This window comes from uncultured Nostoc sp., assembly GCF_964245445.1.
Taxonomy (GTDB): domain Bacteria; phylum Cyanobacteriota; class Cyanobacteriia; order Cyanobacteriales; family Nostocaceae; genus Nostoc.
In genome coordinates this window covers 1-18,506 of sequence record NZ_CAXTNE010000047.1, presented here as the reverse complement: position 1 = coordinate 18,506, position 18,506 = coordinate 1, and the positions used below count along the sequence as shown (strand labels likewise).

Genomic DNA, 18,506 nt, shown 5'->3' with positions numbered 1-18,506 from the left:
TTTCTTCCAATCGCTTTGAAGAAATCTTTGGATAAGTTTGGTAAAGCAACTTTAGAGGATGTTTTAAAACAGTATTTTGCTCTCATGATAAAGTACGGGTAATTATCTCAGGACATGGCTGAAACCTTATTTTTTCGTTGCAGTTGACCTGAGCCACCGGGATTTTTAAAACATCCTCTTAGAGGCATCAGCTTTTGTGAAAAATTAAATGCAGATTATGCATTTAAAAAACCTAACAAGGAGTAAAAGCAAACTTGATTTGGAACAATACAGGGCCGATTGTTGTGTCGATTGTATCAATTCGGATTTGGGTTTCTAGACCTTTAGGTTTAGTTGATACATCTGTAGCTCTTGCCGTCAGATTTGTATTAATACCAAAAATCGAACTCACTGGCTTCTTGCATGCATTTATTGTGCCTAATGTAATACCTACATCTTTGTCCCAAACATCTGAGAAACCAGCTGGAAACGTTCCGTTTGGATTATTGGTAGTTGGAACTATTTGACCTTGAAATAGTATTCTAACATTCAGGTTTGCACTGCCTCCTTTAGGCACATCTGCAAAGCCAAGATACTTGACGTTAATTGGCTGAACGTTTATTCCAGAAGGCACATTCAGACCGATCCGCAGATTGCAGGATGCTGATACAACCTTAGGAGGTTCAGCTTTAGCTTCAAATTCTGAAAATGTTACTGAAAGAGTATCTCCAACCAAAATTCCCTCTGCTGTTCCCTTTGGGCAACCATTTCCAAAAAGAGTTACTGGAACTTTTTGAAATGTAAATCCTTCTTGTGTTTGAGCCTGTACCTGAGATAAACCTACAACATTTAAACTCAGTAGTGTCAAGCTGGAAATCAGACCAGTTAAAATTTTCATAATTATTGGACTCCGCAAAAACGTGTAATTTCCTGTGGACATTAGCTGCAATTTAAAATTCCTAAGATACTTCTACGCAAAGGAATTTTACCCAGCAACCTGTTTGGGGTTTGGGGACTTTTAGCAGTTATTAAATATGTTCAATACACTCTGTTCAGGGAGACAGAAACATGATAAAACAATCAATTTCTAGCTGGGAAATTAATTATTTATCAGCGTATTTCACTTATCAGACAAGAATTCAGGAGTTAAAAATTGGCAATCTAGAATTTAATTCTGTACAACTGGGGTAGCTACCCTACGAGCGGATGAATAAATGGTTTAAGGCGGCGACTAAATTGCTCGCGTAGCGTCTCCAAAAGAGAAGATTTAGTGGGTCAACTACAAGTAGGCGGGTCTTAATCCCCCACTAATTGATTTTGACTCCTGAATTCTGACTTCTGAATTTTTCCATTGAGTATTGCTCTTGTAACAAGCCTCGAAAAAATAGTAAGTCATCTGAGAAATATTTTATATCTATCTAAAGGAATAGATAAAATAAATTTTAACAAATTATTACGGGAAAGTACTTAGGTATGTAGCGGTAAGACAGCGCTCTTGGTAGGGTTTTCTTCGGCAGCTACTTGCTCTACTTAGGGAGGCCCCAAGTAGAGGAGGCAATGGGTTATAGGGGTTGCCCCGGTTGTAGCAACTGCTCTCAAGTGGCGTCAGACGACTGCGAACTCAGCGGCAAGTCACATGCTCTTACGTAACTAACGCAAGGCTTACGAGCATCAGTGCTTGTCGTCAGACATCGCTATTACCTAAGATCCTTTCAACAGCTATTTGGCGTTGTTAAAGGTAAACTAATCTAGGACTTACGCACTGTACAAAATAACTATCTTGTGCATTAAGGTAAATACGTTATTTCAGGCTTTTGTCAATCACCTTTGATTGGGTGCGATCGCCAAAATATCATTGAAAAACCTAGCTATAAGCCTTGAAAATTATACCTGTTAGTTTTGGCTTTTCTGTCAATGCGTAAGTCCTACTAATCTTTGAAAATCTGGATTTCATCAAGTTGATTAATCACCACATCTGCACCTCGGACGTTATCCGACTTACCCACCCAAGTGATACCAATACAACCTGCGGCTTTAGCATCACGCGCCATTTGCATATCACCAACGGAATCACCTACCATCAATGTAACGCCTGGTTGGACTCCCAAAGCTTGGCAAGCTTGCAAAAATAGCACTGGATCTGGTTTACTCGGCCCCTCATCTACTCCCATTTCCAACTGGATATAATCACTTAATTGGTGATTCTCTACAAAATTATGTACTTCATCACTTGTTGCAGCTGAGAGGATACCGAGTTTCAAACCAGTTTTCCGTAGGTATTTCAACAAGTCTAAGCTACCCACAAACAGGGGTGAAGGAGTTTTTTCAATGTATTTTTCCGCTTCATCCAAAGCTTGACGGGCTATTTTTAAGGATTCAAACCATCCTCTACCTGTTTCGGCAATATATGCCGCAGCCGCAACTTCTGTTTCACGGCGACTCGCTACCGATATCAAACCCGCCGGATCTAGAATATTCCCATTGATACCAAATGCCATTAATAGCGGTTCCCCAATACCGGGAACTTGAGCATCTATCAACCTTGCTGCTCTTTGTGCGAGCGATCGCAAATACGTTTCTGAATCTTCTAAAGTACCGTTTTTGTCAAACAAAATTGCCTGGATATTATCAAAAGTGATGTTTCTACATTTAATAGTTGCCATAATATTTCATTCCATTTATTTAGTTAAAAATGAAGAGTTATAAGTTTTTATTTTTAACTCCTAATTGCTCCCAATTCTCCACATAAAAAAAGAGGGTTTTCCCCTCTTTCTAGAATGATTTAATACTCTTACTTACAAATAAGTAAAACTATAAATGTATTATTCTTCAATAGCTGCTGGAATTCCCTGTTCAGTTTCCACTGCTGGTGGAATTTCTTCTTCAGTTTCCGTTGCTGGTGGAATATCTTCTTCAAGTTCCGCTGCTGGTGGAATATCTTCGTCAAGTTCCACTGCTGGTGGAATATCTTCTTCTGCTACAACTTCCGCAGATGTAGCAGCCGCAGCAGTAGCACCTTGTTGCTTGGCTAACAGTTGTTCACGATACTTAGCAGCCATTTCTTCTGCTTTATCGTAGACCAAATCCCGGTTTTTAATCATGTCGCCAGGTTCGGGTTCTAGCTGCTTGGTAGATAGGGAAATCCGACCCCTTTCTGCATCCAAGTCAATGATCATAACTTTTACTTCATCATTGACATTGAACACGCTATGAGGTGTATCAATATGTTCGTGGGAAATCTCAGAAATGTGTAGTAGACCACTGACGCCGCCAATATCGATGAAAGCACCGTAGGGTTTGATCCCACGAACTGTACCAATTACTACTTCGCCGACTTCTAGGCGGTTCATCTTACGCTCAACCAGCGCCCGACGGTGAGATAGAACTAAGCGGTTACGTTCTTCGTCCACCTCAAGGAATTTTAATGGCAAATCTTCGCCTACCAATTCTTCTTTAGGTTTGCGGGTACTGATATGGGAGCCGGGGATAAAGCCACGTAATCCCTCAATCCGTACCAATGCTCCACCGCGATTAGTTGCAAACACGCCAGAACGCACAGTAGCATCTTCTGCTTGCAGCTGTCGCACGCGCTCCCAAGCCCGCATATACTCAATACGGCGAATGGAAAGGGTTAATTGACCGTCTTCGTTTTCATCGGTAAGGATGAAAAATTCCCGCGTTTCGTTTGACTGTAAGACTTCTTCCGGGCTATCTACCCGGTTAATAGACATTTCTTGTATAGGAATATATGCTGCGGTTTTAGCACCAATGTCAATCAGAGCGCCGCGCGGCTCTATACTGAAAACTGTTCCTGGTACAACATCACCAGGGCTAAAATGATAATCGTATTTGTCAAGTAGAGCAGCGAAATCTTCGTGAGTGAATCCAATTTCTGTAGCGGTTAAATTCTGATTGACCATGCTGATTTGTTCCTGGTTCTAGTCTCCGTAAAGGTTGTGCGACAAGCGCGATGTGTTATGCAAACAGTTTTATGGCAGTTTACATTAACATCCATTTTCATCCTAGCGCAGAAAAGCTAGTATTAACACATATCTACTCCCAAGATTGGAAATTATATCACAATATTAAAATGATTAGTCATTAGTCATTAGTCATTCGTTAGTAGTGAGAAGCAACATAAAGGACAAACATAATAATATCCGTTGCTACTAAACATAGTAGCAACGGATACTAAGATTAAATCCGCTTAAAGGTCTGGTATATAGGATCTACTTATCTTTTGGTTTCTCAAAGCGAGGGGGTTCGCGAAATGCGATCGCAAAAAAGAGAGTACCTATACACAGAGTAAAAATCAAGATGTACGCAACGCTTTCCATATTATGACTTCCTGCCTATCGAGCCAGTAATTAAAGTTTTTAGTGCTGAGTCACCTGAATGCTGAGTCAGAGCCTTAACTCGGAACTCAGCACTCATAACTCAGCACTGAAATTAGAGAGCTTCGTTCCGGCGGGTTGACTTGTCACCCACTTTCTGGAACAGACCCCACTCAACTTGCTCTTCTAGATCCGCATCAACACCAGCAAATACGTCTCGGTAGATTGTCCGAGCGCCATGCCAGAGGTGACCAAAGAAGAACAGCAGAGCAAATACTGCATGTCCAAAGGTAAACCAACCTCTAGGACTGGTGCGGAATACACCATCAGAGTTCAAGGTTTCCCGGTCAAATTCAAAGATTTCACCGCCTTGAGCTTTCCGGGCATACTTCTTCACATCAGCTGGTTCTGTAAAAGTTTTACCATTCAGATTGCCACCATAGAAGCTGACGGTGACACCAGATTGCTCGAAGCTATACTTAGATTCTGCCCGACGGAAGGGAATGTCAGCGCGGACAATTCCATCTGCATCGGTCAAGACCACTGGGAAGGTTTCAAAGAAGTTGGGGAGACGACGCACGGTCAATTCCCGGCCTTCAGAATCTTTGAATACGGCGTGACCTTGCCAAGACTGAGCAATACCATCACCCTTGACCATCGGCCCTGTACGGAATAGACCGCCTTTAGCGGGGCTATTACCAACGTAATCATAGAAAGCCAGCTTTTCGGGAATCTGCGACCAAGCTTGCTCGAGGGTTGCACCTCGGGCAACATTTGTTTGGACGCGCTGCTGAATTTCTTGACGGAAGTAGCCTTGATCCCATTGATAACGGGTTGGGCCAAACAATTCGATGGGAGTGGCGGCGTTACCGTACCACATAGTACCAGCAACAACGAAAGCAGCAAAGAAAACTGCTGCAATACTGCTAGAAAGTACTGTTTCAATATTCCCCATCCGCAGAGCTTTGTAGAGCCGTTCGGGGGGTCTAACTGTGAGGTGGAATAAGCCTGCAATAATACCAACAACACCAGCAGCAATGTGGTGAGCCGCAATGCCACCAGGGTTATATGGGTTAAAACCATCTGGGCCCCATTCTGGTGCTACTCCTTGAGCAGCCCCAGTTACACCATAAGCGTCAGAAACCCAAATTCCTGGGCCAAATAGTCCAGTGACGTGAAAAGCACCAAATCCAAAACAAAGTAGACCAGATAAGAACAGGTGAATGCCAAACATTTTTGGCAAGTCTAAGGCTGGTTCACCAGTGCGGGGATCTCTAAAGAGTTCCAAATCCCAGTAAACCCAGTGCCAAACGGCAGCTAAAAACAAAAGACCGGAAAGAACGATGTGAGCCGCAGCAACGCCTTCAAATGACCAGAAGCCAGGATCGGTTGCTGGGCCACCAGTAACGTTCCAACCACCCCAAGATTGGGTAACGCCCAAACGTGACATAAAGGGCAGAACGAACATCCCTTGACGCCACATGGGATTGAGAACCGGATCGCTAGGGTCAAAAATAGCTAGTTCGTAGAGTGCCATCGAACCAGCCCAGCCTGCTACTAAGGCTGTGTGCATTAAGTGTACAGAAATCAGCCGCCCTGGATCATTCAGAACGACTGTATGTACTCGGTACCAGGGTAGTCCCATCGACTACGCTCCTCCTCGATGAGTTAGTTTACAAAGCAATTTTCTTACTGAGATTCTGAATAAACGAAAATCGCCACTCAGAAAACTCTTTCTTGTTTTTTGTTATTGCCACAGCCAGAACCTTACCACAGCTTAGTCTTATAAGTTAGACAGTGCGGGTGCTTTGGCAATGCTTACTCGCTCCCTTGAGATTTACCCTGTAGGGTAGGCATCACTAAGCAAAAATGAGAATGTTTTAAAAAGTGTAACTATTGATGGAATTGTTTGCAAGCGTGTAAATTGATGCGATCGCGTAGCATGTCCAAGTTTTTTCGCTACCAATCGCTGTCGAGGATTAAATTTGCTTATCTTTTCTTTATGAGGGGAGTGCAGTGGAAAGCAGGGAGCAGAGGAGGGAAAGAGGTAAATTACTCATTCTCCCCCTGCCCCTCTACCTCTTTGACCAATGCCCAATGCCCAACGCCCCACCATCTACTGAACCACCAATTGGATGTTTTGCAGTTGACATTTTGCCTCAGCCGTACCCAGGCGTTCAATTACCTGTTCAGCGCTCATCAGACGCTTGAGTACTACTTGTCCTATGGTCTTAGTGGCAATTACTGGTGTTGTTGGCTTCACTTCCACGGTTAAAACGGCTTCTTCAACTCGATAAAGCCATAGCAATTCGTTTTGTTCCACTAAACAAATATTCATTCGCTGAATATCTGGTTGGCGTCGCCATGCGGTTATTTGCCAGAGTCCATCAGATGCCCAGACTCTAGCAACTGCCCATCCCTCAGATAGAAAGAAATACTTCACGCTCTTAGTCTCACTATTAAACTTTCAATCTGCTGTTTACGATATCGTATATTATTTATTAATAATGTATAACTAATGATATTTTAACTTAAGGCTGTCTAAATTATTATTGACCACTTCTTAATAAGAAAAATACTTATTCATCTCATTTAACTCAGTACAATAAATAACAAAATCATAATATGTGATTTTTAACTACTAGTTTTATTTTCTTGCCAAGTTGACAATAAATATTTATGTATACTATAGTTAGCAAATGCCGAACATAACTTTATAAATACTTTAGGTAATTATGAACAAACCTATAAACTCACCATTTAGATATCCTGGTGGCAAATTTTATGCTCGCAATTTGATTCTTAATCATATTCCTTCTCACTCCTATTATGCTGAACCTTTTGCAGGGGGTGGTTCTATCTTTTTTGTAAAAGATAAAGTAAATATTAATTGGCTCAATGATATTGATGATTTATTAATAAATACCTTATTAATAATTCGAGATAAACCCGAAGAGTTAATAAAATTTTTAGAAGGTGAATTTGCTACTAAAGAAAGACATAAATATTACAAAAATGAATTCATACCACAAAACAAATTAGAACAAGCTGGTAGATGGTTTTACCTCAACAGAACCTCCTATTCTGGGATCATGAAGCATCAGAACTGTTATTGGGGATATGGTGAAAAATACAGTATGCGTCCAGAGAATTGGCCCAGAAATATCCGTCGAACTTCTGAAAAACTTCAAAACGTTAAAATTACTAATCTCGACTTTGAAGAAGTTATCGAATCTGTACCTGATGGATCTTTCTTATTTATTGATCCTCCTTATTTCAATGCAGATCAAGATAAATTTTATGTTCATTCATTTTCTAAAGACGATCATTTCAGGCTATGCAAAATATTAAACAGACATAAGCAGAGAATAAAATTTCTTATAACTTACGATAATTGCGAAGCAATTAGAAACCTATATGAATGGGCGTTGGAAATACACGACAAAGAATGGAATTATACAATTAATAGAACCGACGATCAAAAAAATCGAAAAAGTAAACAAGATAACTTTAAAGGTGAACGATATAAGGGGAAAGAAATTTTTATATTAAACTACTCTTCTCTTGACTCTACTTTTCAAAAATATGAACAGTTAATTTTAAAAATTTGAATTATTCTATAGAAATAATCAATGTAAATTTAAATGAGGTAATTATCTAAATTTTTAAAAGTAATTCCTCGAAGAAAGCTTCGCATTTTTCTATTTCTATCCATTTATTTTTTGGATAAGGAACTTCTGTTAATTCTAAATTTTTAACATTGCCAAAATTAATAACTGGATAGTTAGGTATAAACCCACAATTAGACTTGTCTAGACACTTTTTCCTTCCACAAATAATGCCTGTTTCCTTTGATACAACTATATCAAAAGAACTAGCAAAATAAACTTTATTATAAACAAATTCTTGTATAAATTCTTCAGTAAGATTAGAAGGATTTAGTTTTTTTATAAATTCCATTTCTTCCTGAGTAGGTTTAAATATATATGACATATTTCCCTCTTCATCTTCACCTGTTTTATAAAAAGCATTGCCAATAGAAGTAGCAACAACATGAAAACTAGATGTACGATATTGGTCACTATGTGTAATAAAAGCATCAAGAGTAACGTTGAATTTATTTGCTGCCACTAAGGCTTTGTCATTACTCTTAGTAGTGCGTGAACGCATACACTTAACAGGTATCAAATAATCGCCTTTTTGACCAAGACCGCTTTTATTCTGTTTGAGTACTTTGAAATCTCCTTTTTTAGCTAACTTACACTCAATAGATATCATTTTTCCTGTGTCTTTATGTTGCAATTTTATATCAATATCATGTGTTCCAGTTTGTGCATTCATCATAGGCTTTGTTACAATCCATTTTTCATCGGGCAAAATTTGCTTTAATCTAGAGTATGTAGAAAACTCAAAAGCCTTGCCGCGAATCATGGGAGCAACTTTTAAATCAGTTACAATCTTCCATAAGTCGTTAATTGATATATTTAAAGACTTACAATACTTCCGAATATCATTTATCCATTTTTCTTCTTGTTGTTCTGTAACCATTTTTAATTAATATCTTTTAATAATTCATCTACAGCTATAGCCAGCGCCTTAGCTATTTTTCCAATATTTATAAGAGTGATGTTTTTTTCGCCTCTTTCAATCATTCCTATGTATGTGCGATGAAGTTCTGCTTTTTCGGCTAATTCCTCTTGGGATAGTCCTCTCTGCAATCTTTCATCTCTGACTCGTTTTCCGAATTTATCAAGTATCTCAGCTCTCATAGAATTTTGCTAAGACAACTAAAGATATTAGTAAACTTATGCATACTAAAGTTCTACATACTATAGTTAGCATTCAAGTATTTTTACTTAATCATCTTGAATACACATAATCCATCTATTCGAGCAAAGCCCTCTATAAAAAGTATGTAGATTAGTAATCAATTGTAAAAATTGCTATAAAACTAGCGAATATATAGTATAATCACTCACCGCTAATCATATAAAAATTAACTGTATGACCTGGTTTTCCTTGTCCGTGAAACGGTGGGGTCGGATTACACAATTCGTATCTTTGTTCTGTCTATGTTTATTTTTAGTTGTTAGTTGCGCTCCTCGTCCACAGGTAACTACGCCACCATCGGGTTCTGTAAATAGCCCTACAGGTGATAGTCGTATTACTATAGGTACAACAGCAAAGCCGAGAACCCTTGATCCGGCTGATGCTTATGAGTTAGCATCCTTAGGTTTGGTGTTTAATATGAGCGATCGCCTCTACACCTACGAACCAGGAAGCACGGAAATTAAGCCCCAGCTAGCTACAGCATTACCTAAAGTTACTCAAGATGGCTTAACTTATACCATACCCTTACGTCGGGGAGTGGTTTTTCACGATGGGACTCCCTTCAATGCCCAAGCAATGGCGTTTACTATTGAGCGCTTTATTCAAAATAAAGGAAAACCCTCTTTTTTACTAGCTGATATAGTGGAATCGGCAAAAGCTACAGGTGAAAATGAGTTAACAATCAAGCTGAAAAAGCCCTTTGCGGCATTTCCCTCACTGCTGGCATTTTCTGGGGTGTGTGCAGTTTCACCTAAAGCATACGAAATTGGTGAAGGGAAATTTAAGCCGAATATTTTTGTAGGAACTGGGCCTTACAAATTAGCAAATTTAGGCCCGGCTTCGGTGCAATTTGATGTTTTTGATAATTATTGGGGAGAAAAGCCAACAAATGGCGGTATTAACGTACAAATTCTCAGCAGTGGAGTGAATTTGTATAATGCCTTTCGTAAAAAAGCTGTGGATGTAGCTTATTTATCTATGGATCCCGATCAAATTCGCAGCTTAGAAGAAAAAGCAAAAAAAGGTAATTGGCAGGCAATTCCGAATCAGGGTAGTGTGATGAGTTATATGGCTCTTAACAGGAATCAACAGCCTTTAGATAACCCAGCTGTTAGACAAGCGATCGCAGCAATGATTGACCGATTACAAATCAAAGAGCGAGTTTGGTATGGTCAAGCAGATCCAGCTTACAGTATGATACCAACAACTTTAGATGTTTACAAGCCTGTATTTCAAAAGGAATATGGCAATGGCAATATAGAAAAAGCAAAACAATTGCTCACCTCAGCCGGTTTCTCAAAAACTAATCCAGCAAAAGTAGAAATTTGGTATCCCTCTAGTTCTCCTACTCGGAGTTTGGCAGCGATAGTTATCAAAGCACTTGCCAATAAAACAATGGATGGAATCCTGCAATTTGAAGTTATTGCTGTAGATTCTACAACATTTTTTCAACAAATTCCCAAAGGATTATATCCAGCAATTTTGCTTGATTGGTATCCTGATTTTTTAGACGCAGACAATTACATTCAACCATTTGTTTCTTGCGATAAAGGGTCAATAGAGAAGGGATGTAAAGACGGTGGAAGTCAGTCTCAGGGGTCGTTTTACTATAGCGAGCGCATGAATAAATTGATTGACCAGGAGCGGCAAGAGCAAAATCCTGAAGTTCGTAATAAAATCTTTGCAGAAATTCAAGACCTGTTAGTAAATGACGTACCTTATGTTCCCTTATGGCAAAGTAAAGACTTTGTTTTTGCCCAAAGAGGTATGAGCGGTGTCCAACTCGATCCCACTCAGAATTTAGTATATAAAACAATCAAAATGTAGTCATTTGTCATTTATCAGTAGTTATTCCTCTTGTCTTTCTTGTCCTCATATTTCCTGTCTGCTGTCTTTTAACTAATTATGTCTCGTTCCAAAGCCATAACATATTACATTACTACCCGATTGCTATTAGCTCCACTTCAATTGTTGACTATTATCACAATTGTATTTCTCCTATTACGCGCAACACCAGGAGATCCGGCTGATGCAATTCTTGGTGGACGTGCGCCAGAAAGTGCCAAGGTTGAATTACGAAAACAATTAGGTTTAAATCTTCCTATTGGGCTACAATACCTCAACTATGTAGGAAACTTGCTGCACCTTGATATGGGAAATTCTACAAGTAGTAGAGGACAAAAAGTTTGGGATATTATCTGGCAACACTTCCCAGCAACAGCAGAGTTAGCGATATATAGTATTGCGATCGCTCTGATTGTAGGCATTGCCGTAGGTACAATTTCTGCTTCTCGTCCTGGCACACCTTTGGATGCGGGAGGACGTTTGTTTGGTATTATCACATACTCACTTCCCATGTTTTGGGCGGGAATGATTTTGCAATTAATTTTTGCCGTTCAGCTTGATTGGTTACCCTTGGGAACGCGCTTCCCTGCAACAATTCCAGCACCACAAAATTTAACTGGAATATACACTATAGATAGTCTATTACATGGCAATTTCACACAATTTTTTACTGCTTTATACTATCTGATTCTTCCTACTTGCACATTAGGACTTTTACTAAGTGGTATTTTTGAGCGGATTGTGCGAGTAAATTTAAAGCAAATCATGCAAGCAGATTATGTAGAAGCAGCCAAAGCCAGAGGTATTTCTGAAAATAAGATTTTAGTCTCCCATGCTTTAAAAAATGCTTTAATACCTGTAATTACAGTCTTAGGATTGACGTTTGCTTCTTTGTTAGGTGGTGCAATTTTGACTGAGGTAACATTTTCTTGGCCTGGTTTAGCAAATAGATTGTATCAAGCAATTACTGAGCGCGATTATCCAACTGTACAGGGAATCATGGTATTTTTTGGTGCGATCGTCGTGAGCGCCAGCATTTTGATTGATATTTTAAATGCTTATGTAGACCCGCGAATTCGATATTAAGCTGTTTGACATTTTGTTAATTTTCTTGAGAAATACTACTGGCTAAAATACCAAGAATTTTATTCACATCTTTGAGATAATATTCGCTTAAATTAATGCTCAATATTTGTTCTTCTAGTTTCAGAAATTGCCAAATGCTGCCCGTTGTGACTGCGCCGTAAATTGTTTTAATTTCAGTTGGAGCTTGCTGATTAAAAATTTGGGCTGCTACCATTTCTGCTGCACACTGACCGAAACCCGCATTAATATTTTCTTTTTTAGCTTTTACAACTATAATTACTGGTGCTGTCAAAATTAGAATTTCTGGAGATTTAGTAATAATAAAGGCGAACGCATTTGTTACTTCGGCGAACGCATTTGTTACTTCGGCGTACGCATTTGTTATTTCGGCGATCGCATTTGCTATTTCGGAGTTCGCATTTGTTACTTCGGCGTACACATTTGTTATTTCGGCGTACACATTTGCTATTTCGGAGTACGCATTTGCTATTTCAGAATACGCATTTGTTATTTTGGCGTACGCATTTACTATTTTAGAGTACGCATTTGTTACTTCGGCGTACGCATTTGTTATTTCAGCGACAGCATTTGCTATTATTGAGGGCTTATCTTCTTAAACTACGAGGATCGAGGGCATCTCTCAGCCCATCACCAAGTAAGTTGAATGCCAATACTGTGAGGATAATCAGCACAGCCGGCGGCCAGATTAACCAAGGTTGCAGTACTAAAATTGAAGCATTGCTAGCTAGAGAAAGCATATTTCCCCAAGAAGGGTCTGGTTGTTGAATTCCCAAGCCGATGAGACTTAATATCGCCTCTGCACCAATAAAGCTGGGAATTGCAAGAGTAGCAGAGATAACTACATAACTAGCCGTTTGCGGCAAAACGTGGCGGAGGATGATATAAATTGGGTCTCCGCCCATTGCACGCGAGGCTTGGACAAATTCTCGCTCTTTAATTGATAGTACCTGTCCCCGAATAACCCGTGCTAAACCAGCCCAGCTAATAACCGAAGTAATCACCACAATCAGCAAAAAGCGTTGGGTACTGCTTAAACCAGGTGGTAAAACTGCTCCTAAAGTCACCAAAAGATAAATACTAGGGAAAGTCATTAGCACTTCTGCCAAGCGCATAATGACGCTATCAGTCACACCGCCGAAGTAGCCAGAAATTCCCCCGATAATCAAACCGAGGGGGTAAGTAATGATAATGCCAAAAATCCCGATAAACATACTGATGCGACCGCCATGCAGCAAGCGACTGAATTGGTCGCGGCTTTGGTCATCAGTGCCCAAAATGTTGAAGTTTGCGCCAGTTGTTGTGCCAAATAAATGCCAATTTAAGGGGATACCAGGAAAGATTGTGACCTCATCCCACTTAGGAGGTAGTGGCAAACTCATCTGCAACAATCGGTATTCTGGCCCGGAGACAAGTAGACGCAGGGGTGAGGGCTTTTTGAAGTCTACAATGAGTTCGCGATCGCCTGTTTCTAAATTCGTGTCTCCCTGAGTCGTCGGGTAAATATACGGCCCAATAAACTGCCCTGACTTAGAAACCCAATGTATCTTAGTTGGTGGCAGCAATGAACCATTGGGCTGTGAAGCATAGGGGTCATAAGGAGCTACAAAATCTGCTGCAATTACTGCTATGTAGAAAACTAACAGCAAAATTGCCCCAAATCGTGCCAAAGGATTTTTCTTCAGTCGTCGCCACCAATCCATAGTAGTTAGGAGTTATAAGTTAGGATTTATGAGTTATTAAACTTTTATCTTAATTCATAACTCCCAACTCCTGTACAGACGCGATTAATCGCGTCTCCTAATTCCTAATTCCCAACTCCTAACTTTTCTAAATAGCGCTGCTGTTCTTCCTGTTGTTTTTCATGTTCTACAACAAACACGTTTGAATAGAGATTAGCCAGAATTTGTTTTCCCTGTTGTGTCAGTGATAAATAATGCAGCCCCTCTTGGATATAGGGATAGACGCCATTCCAGTAAAACTTAGCGTAGTTATTACGTAAATCAGCAGGGGTTTTATAGCCTAAAACTTTATTTACTCCAGTTTCTTCAAACTCGTAAAATAAAGAAGTAATTTTCTTCAGGTAACGTGGGTCGCTTAGTTGACCAATCAAATCAGCAGCACGGACTAATCCTGCAAAACACCTTGTATCTTGATGATCTTCTGCCGCAGGCACAGGAAATCGAGTCAATTCAATATTGCTCTTAATTGCCTCAGCATCTATTAACTTGTGACCTCCAAAACGCTCATCAATAAAAAGTTTGGCTCTATCTACATGATACGGCGTCAGACTGGCATCAGAAGCGCCAGGAGCTACAGAAATCATTTTGCCATTTTTACCTGTAGAATATAAGTTTGCTGTCTCTCGGTCTTGTCGGCAAACTCCCTTAACATAGCCAATATCATGAGACACCAAGGAAATTATACAATGCAGCCAGTCTTCACTAGAAACACCGCCTTCCCTAATGTGTTTACCACGTAATATTTCTTGCCCCACCAAGGTTACAAGTACTGTATGTTCAACATTGTGATAAAGAGCGTCACTATTGGCAATGTTTTCTAAAGCCATGTTACCAGCCCAGGCGATAATGTCTTGATAATCATTTTTGAAGCAGCCGTAGGTGCGACGATAGCCTTCTCGAATTTCATTTACAAAGGCATCAATTAAAATTTCAGTGGCATTGAACATATCTGGTTACTCTGGTAAATACCAATTATTTATTGATTTGATTTCAAAATTCCATAATCAGGTTTACCCTTGCTGGAATTTCACCTTACTCCCTATTCCTGTCTCCTTCTAGGAGAGAGGCTTAAAAAGCCTATTATTTCATTTCTCCTCTTCGGAGGGAGGCTGGATAAGAGAGGTTCGTCGAACTCACATGAATTTAGGACTATATATTTTGCTCCTTTGTAACTCATGTGTAGCTCTGGACGCTAGCTTGTCCTATGCCTAAATTGCGTGGTAGAGAATGGTTTCCTGATAACACAAAGGCTTCAGAGGAATTATCGATGCTGTACAAAAATATTTATTTGATATAACTTTATACATAAAAGGCTGGATTTGAAATTAGATCAATCTAGATTCGCTTCACTAGTTTTTCATATCTAAGCATTGGTTGACGGTGATCTAAATACATATAGTGTGTGACCTTGAGTCGCTAGATGATATTAGATAATTTTTTATATCATAATTTACATAAATTTTTTAAGCCTTTTTGCTTAGTAATTACTCTTAGAAATATTGTTTAATTATATACGTTACTATATAAAAGACATTTACTATGAAATGCGTCATAGTTGATATGAAGTAAATAAACTTCAAGTTTTCTTAAGAAAATACCAAGATTGGTATGCATAGACAGAAAGTGGAGGTAGGACTGTGAGCGATGAAAGTATTTCAGAAATCGAGGTGGAAGAAGCTATAACCTCTGAAGATAGGAGCTTTCTGAACAAATCAGATCAAAAACTAACCAGGGCATGGTTGAAGCCGTTATTCTTGGGTGCTGGTTTAGGAATTGCGATCGCCTTTGGTGGGATGAGTATATTAAGTCGTTTTTCATCTCGTCAACCAAGCGCGGTAGCGGATAAAAAAGTTAACCCAGCAATGACAGTTACCATCGCCACAGTAGAAACCGCCCATGTTTTCCGTACCCTCAAAACTACTGGAACTGTAGCAGCACGCGATTTAATTCCGGTGTTACCGCAGACAAACGGCTTACAAATCAAAAGCATCCCCGAAGATGTAAAAGAAGGAACTTTTGTCAAAAAAGGCCAAGTGTTGGCGGTGTTAGATGGTTCCATACTGCAAAACCAAATTAGCCAAGCCAAAGCAGATGTAGAATCAAAACAAGCGGATGTGGAATCAAAACAAGCAGATTTAGCTTCTAAACAGGCAGATTTGGCATCAAATAAAGCGATAGTCCAGCAGAAACAAGCAGATTTAGCTCAAGCTAAGGCGAAGTTAGAAGAAGCAGCAAAGAATTATCAGCGCTATCAACAACTCGCTGACTCTGGGACGATTAGTAAGCAAGAACTCGATACTCGTTCCTACGCTGTGAAAACTGCCGTAGAAGTTGTGAATCTATCCCAAGAAAATGTGCGTAGTGCTAAAGCTAATATCGGCAGCGCCCAAGCTAATATTGGTAACGCCCAAGCTATCATCAACAAAGCCAAAGCCGATGTCAAGAGCAGTGCTGCTAAGGTGCAACAACTACAAACTCAGTTGGGACAAACTGTGGTGCGATCGCCGGTTGCTGGAGTAATAGCCGAGAAATTAGCCAGAGTTGGTGATGTGACTGGTGTACCACCACAAACTCAGGTGGTAACTGTGATTGGTGGCACACAAAAGCTGTTTTCGATTATCCAAGATGAAAAGTTGGAACTTCAGGCTAAAGTACCCGAAATTCAACTAAATCAAGTGAAAATTGGCGCATCTGTGCAAATTACTTCTGATATCGATCAGCGCGTGCGATCGCAAGGACGAGTCAGGGAGATACAGCCACAGGTAAACGATCAAAGGCGGGAGGCTACAGTCAAAATTGACTTACCGCCAACAACTTTACTTAAACCAGGAATGTTTGCTAGTGCTGCAATTACTACTAACTCAGGGATAAAGATAGTAGTGCCGCAAAAAGCAGTGCAATCTCAAGCAGACTCAAGTGTAATTGTATTTACTTTATCGAGTGGAGATATAGTCCGCAGCCAAAAAGTAGAGTTAGGAGATCCTGCGAACGACGATAAAGTGGAAATCAAAAGTGGGTTGCAATTAGGCGATCGCGTCATAGTTGATGGTGCAGGATATCTCAAAGATGGTGATAAGGTTCGAGTGGCAATTTGAAGGGAAGGGGGAATGGGGAGAAATAACCAATGACAAATGACCAATGACTAATGACAAATCTAAAATCTAAAATTTTCTAATGTCCTTTAATATCTCAGCTTGGTCGATTAAAAAACCCGTTCCTACAATAGTTTTATTTTTAATTTTGACGGTTGTGGGTTGGTTCTCCTTTATATCCTTGGGGATTGATACTAACCCAAATATTGATGTGCCAACAGTTTCGATAAAAGTCACCCAACCGGGTGCAGGCCCGGCCGAACTAGAATCCCAAGTGACGAAAAAAATTGAAGATGCCGTCGCGGGGTTGGGCAATATCGATTATATGATTTCCACCGTCAGCGATGGGAATTCTAACACGACAATCAATTTTGTTTTGGGTACAGATAGCGATCGCGCCACTAATGATGTTCGGAATGCGATCGCTCAAATTCGCCAAGATTTACCCCAAGATATTAACGATCCAATTGTGGAACGTCTGGAATTTTCCGGCGGCCCGGTGATTACTTACGCAGTTAAATCAGATCAGCGTTCCGTAGAAGAATTAAGCAATATTGTAGATCAAACCATTAGCCGCGCCTTATTGGGAGTCCGTGGTGTAGCACAAATTCAGCGTGTGGGTGGAGTTGACCGAGAAATTCGGATTAATCTTAATCCAAACCGCTTACAATCTTTGGGTATCACCGCCACCCAGGTAAACGACCAAATCCGCGCTTTAAATATTAACTTACCTGGGGGACGGGCAGAAGTCGGTGGTAGCGAACAAAGTATCCGCACTTTAGGGAGTGCCGCCAGTGTGGATATGTTGAAAACCTACGAAATCCTTTTACCACAAGGCGGTTCCGTACCCTTATCCACTTTGGGAACCGTAGAAGATAAATTTGGCGATGTGCGTCAAGCCGCCCGCTTGAATAATCAACCTGTGGTAGCTTTTCAAGTGTTGCGTAGTACTGGCAGCGTTCTGGTGACTGTGGAACAAGGAGTCAAAGCAGCAGTCAAAGAACTGGAAAAAACCCTTCCCGCAGATGTGAAGCTAGATTTAATTTTTACTAGAGCCGATATTGTTCGCCAATCCTACCAAAGCACCATTGATGAATTGATTCAAGCTTCGCTGCTGGCAGTGATCGTTATTTTAGTATTTTTGCGGGACTGGCGAGCAACATTAATTACGGCTGTTGCCTTACCCTTGTCCATAATTCCCACCTTCGCAGTGCAGCAAGCCCTTGGTTACACCCTCAACAACATGACTTTGTTGGCATTAGCGCTGGCGGTGGGCAACTTGGTAGATGATGCCGTTGTGGAAATTGAAAACATGGAACGGCACATGGCTATGGGCAAGTCAGCTTGGGAAGCTGCTTTTGACTCTTCCGACGAAGTAGGGTTAGCGGTAATAGCAAGTTCAGCGACGATTATTGCGGTGTTTCTACCCGTTGCTTTTATGGGTGGGATTCCGGGGCAGTTTTTCCAACCATTTGGTGTTACCGTTGCTGTTTCCACAATTTTCTCAACTCTGGTAGCGCGGATGGTTACGCCAATGATGGGGGCGTATCTTTTACAGGAGGAGGGGAGTGGGGGAACAG

General features: G+C 40.3%; 16 protein-coding genes. 5 read left to right on the top strand and 11 right to left on the bottom strand.

From position 1 onward, the window contains the following. Positions 1–232: 232 nt before the first annotated feature. The 6 genes from ACFE90_RS11070 to ACFE90_RS11045 all read right to left on the bottom strand — a co-directional run bounded on the left by ACFE90_RS11070 (position 233) and on the right by ACFE90_RS11045 (position 6,756). Positions 233–877, bottom strand: a complete 645-nt coding sequence (locus ACFE90_RS11070) for a DUF4360 domain-containing protein (RefSeq protein WP_375500391.1) — start codon at positions 875–877, stop codon at positions 233–235. Between the two features lie 1,030 nt (positions 878–1,907). After that, the gene (locus tag ACFE90_RS11065; RefSeq protein ID WP_375500389.1) at positions 1,908–2,642 is read right to left on the bottom strand and encodes an HAD family hydrolase; all 735 of its coding nucleotides are present in this window, start codon (positions 2,640–2,642) and stop codon (positions 1,908–1,910) included. Positions 2,643–2,801: 159 nt separating this feature from the next. Next, the gene (locus ACFE90_RS11060) at positions 2,802–3,899 is read right to left on the bottom strand and encodes a 30S ribosomal protein S1 (protein WP_375500387.1); all 1,098 of its coding nucleotides are present in this window, start codon (positions 3,897–3,899) and stop codon (positions 2,802–2,804) included. A 309-nt stretch (positions 3,900–4,208) separates the two neighbouring features. Beyond that, positions 4,209–4,316 (bottom strand): photosystem II reaction center protein T, encoded by a 108-nt coding sequence (locus tag ACFE90_RS11055; protein WP_084227385.1) that lies wholly within the window; start codon positions 4,314–4,316, stop codon positions 4,209–4,211. A gap of 112 nt (positions 4,317–4,428) precedes the next feature. Then, positions 4,429–5,958: a photosystem II chlorophyll-binding protein CP47 gene (gene psbB, locus ACFE90_RS11050; protein WP_375500385.1), complete on the bottom strand. Its 1,530-nt coding sequence runs from the start codon at positions 5,956–5,958 to the stop codon at positions 4,429–4,431. Positions 5,959–6,429: 471 nt separating this feature from the next. Beyond that, positions 6,430–6,756 (bottom strand): hypothetical protein, encoded by a 327-nt coding sequence (locus ACFE90_RS11045; protein WP_375500383.1) that lies wholly within the window; start codon positions 6,754–6,756, stop codon positions 6,430–6,432. A 292-nt stretch (positions 6,757–7,048) separates the two neighbouring features. Between ACFE90_RS11045 and ACFE90_RS11040 the strand changes: the two genes are divergently transcribed. Next, positions 7,049–7,924: a DNA adenine methylase gene (locus tag ACFE90_RS11040; protein WP_375500381.1), complete on the top strand. Its 876-nt coding sequence runs from the start codon at positions 7,049–7,051 to the stop codon at positions 7,922–7,924. A 46-nt stretch (positions 7,925–7,970) separates the two neighbouring features. On the opposite strand, the gene ACFE90_RS11035 is transcribed toward ACFE90_RS11040, so the two are convergent. Then, entirely contained in the window at positions 7,971–8,861 is an 891-nt protein-coding gene (locus ACFE90_RS11035) for a hypothetical protein (RefSeq protein ID WP_375500379.1), read from the bottom strand. Between the two features lie 2 nt (positions 8,862–8,863). Then, positions 8,864–9,082 carry a helix-turn-helix domain-containing protein gene (locus ACFE90_RS11030; RefSeq protein WP_229493277.1) on the bottom strand — a complete coding sequence of 73 codons (219 nt, stop codon included), beginning with the start codon at positions 9,080–9,082 and terminating at the stop codon, positions 8,864–8,866. Positions 9,083–9,317: 235 nt separating this feature from the next. Between ACFE90_RS11030 and ACFE90_RS11025 the strand changes: the two genes are divergently transcribed. Together ACFE90_RS11025 and ACFE90_RS11020 are read left to right on the top strand one after the other, a co-directional pair. Beyond that, a complete protein-coding gene (locus ACFE90_RS11025) occupies positions 9,318–10,970 on the top strand; it encodes an ABC transporter substrate-binding protein (protein WP_375500377.1) in 1,653 nt (550 codons plus the stop codon). A 78-nt stretch (positions 10,971–11,048) separates the two neighbouring features. After that, a complete protein-coding gene (locus tag ACFE90_RS11020; protein WP_375500375.1) occupies positions 11,049–12,074 on the top strand; it encodes an ABC transporter permease in 1,026 nt (341 codons plus the stop codon). 16 nt (positions 12,075–12,090) lie between these two features. Here the strand turns inward: ACFE90_RS11020 and ACFE90_RS11015 are convergent, their stop codons facing one another. From ACFE90_RS11015 to ACFE90_RS11005, 3 genes are all read right to left on the bottom strand, one after another. Further along, a complete protein-coding gene (locus ACFE90_RS11015; protein ID WP_375500373.1) occupies positions 12,091–12,534 on the bottom strand; it encodes a hypothetical protein in 444 nt (147 codons plus the stop codon). A gap of 145 nt (positions 12,535–12,679) precedes the next feature. Then, complete coding sequence (locus tag ACFE90_RS11010) at positions 12,680–13,795, bottom strand: ABC transporter permease (RefSeq protein ID WP_375500371.1); 1,116 nt, start codon at positions 13,793–13,795, stop codon at positions 12,680–12,682. A gap of 104 nt (positions 13,796–13,899) precedes the next feature. Continuing rightward, a complete protein-coding gene (locus tag ACFE90_RS11005) occupies positions 13,900–14,781 on the bottom strand; it encodes an Npun_R2479 family HD domain-containing metalloprotein (RefSeq protein ID WP_109009623.1) in 882 nt (293 codons plus the stop codon). 690 nt (positions 14,782–15,471) lie between these two features. Here ACFE90_RS11005 and ACFE90_RS11000 point away from each other — a divergent pair. Both ACFE90_RS11000 and ACFE90_RS10995 read left to right on the top strand, forming a co-directional pair. After that, positions 15,472–16,929 carry an efflux RND transporter periplasmic adaptor subunit gene (locus ACFE90_RS11000; protein ID WP_375500368.1) on the top strand — a complete coding sequence of 486 codons (1,458 nt, stop codon included), beginning with the start codon at positions 15,472–15,474 and terminating at the stop codon, positions 16,927–16,929. Between the two features lie 79 nt (positions 16,930–17,008). After that, positions 17,009–18,506, top strand: a 1,498-nt coding sequence (locus ACFE90_RS10995) for an efflux RND transporter permease subunit (RefSeq protein ID WP_375500366.1), incomplete at its 3' end; no start/stop codon positions are given.

Coding starts and splice junctions, on each gene's coding strand:
- ACFE90_RS11010 (WP_375500371.1), bottom strand. CDS start 13,795: ATGGATTGGTGGCGACGACTGAAGAAAAATCCTTTGGCACGATTTGGG.
- ACFE90_RS11035 (WP_375500379.1), bottom strand. CDS start 8,861: ATGGTTACAGAACAACAAGAAGAAAAATGGATAAATGATATTCGGAAG.
- ACFE90_RS11070 (WP_375500391.1), bottom strand. CDS start 877: ATGAAAATTTTAACTGGTCTGATTTCCAGCTTGACACTACTGAGTTTA.
- ACFE90_RS11065 (WP_375500389.1), bottom strand. CDS start 2,642: ATGGCAACTATTAAATGTAGAAACATCACTTTTGATAATATCCAGGCA.
- ACFE90_RS11055 (WP_084227385.1), bottom strand. CDS start 4,316: ATGGAAAGCGTTGCGTACATCTTGATTTTTACTCTGTGTATAGGTACT.
- ACFE90_RS11030 (WP_229493277.1), bottom strand. CDS start 9,082: ATGAGAGCTGAGATACTTGATAAATTCGGAAAACGAGTCAGAGATGAA.
- ACFE90_RS11005 (WP_109009623.1), bottom strand. CDS start 14,781: ATGTTCAATGCCACTGAAATTTTAATTGATGCCTTTGTAAATGAAATT.
- ACFE90_RS11060 (WP_375500387.1), bottom strand. CDS start 3,899: ATGGTCAATCAGAATTTAACCGCTACAGAAATTGGATTCACTCACGAA.
- ACFE90_RS11040 (WP_375500381.1), top strand. CDS start 7,049: ATGAACAAACCTATAAACTCACCATTTAGATATCCTGGTGGCAAATTT.
- psbB (WP_375500385.1), bottom strand. CDS start 5,958: ATGGGACTACCCTGGTACCGAGTACATACAGTCGTTCTGAATGATCCA.
- ACFE90_RS11020 (WP_375500375.1), top strand. CDS start 11,049: ATGTCTCGTTCCAAAGCCATAACATATTACATTACTACCCGATTGCTA.
- ACFE90_RS11025 (WP_375500377.1), top strand. CDS start 9,318: ATGACCTGGTTTTCCTTGTCCGTGAAACGGTGGGGTCGGATTACACAA.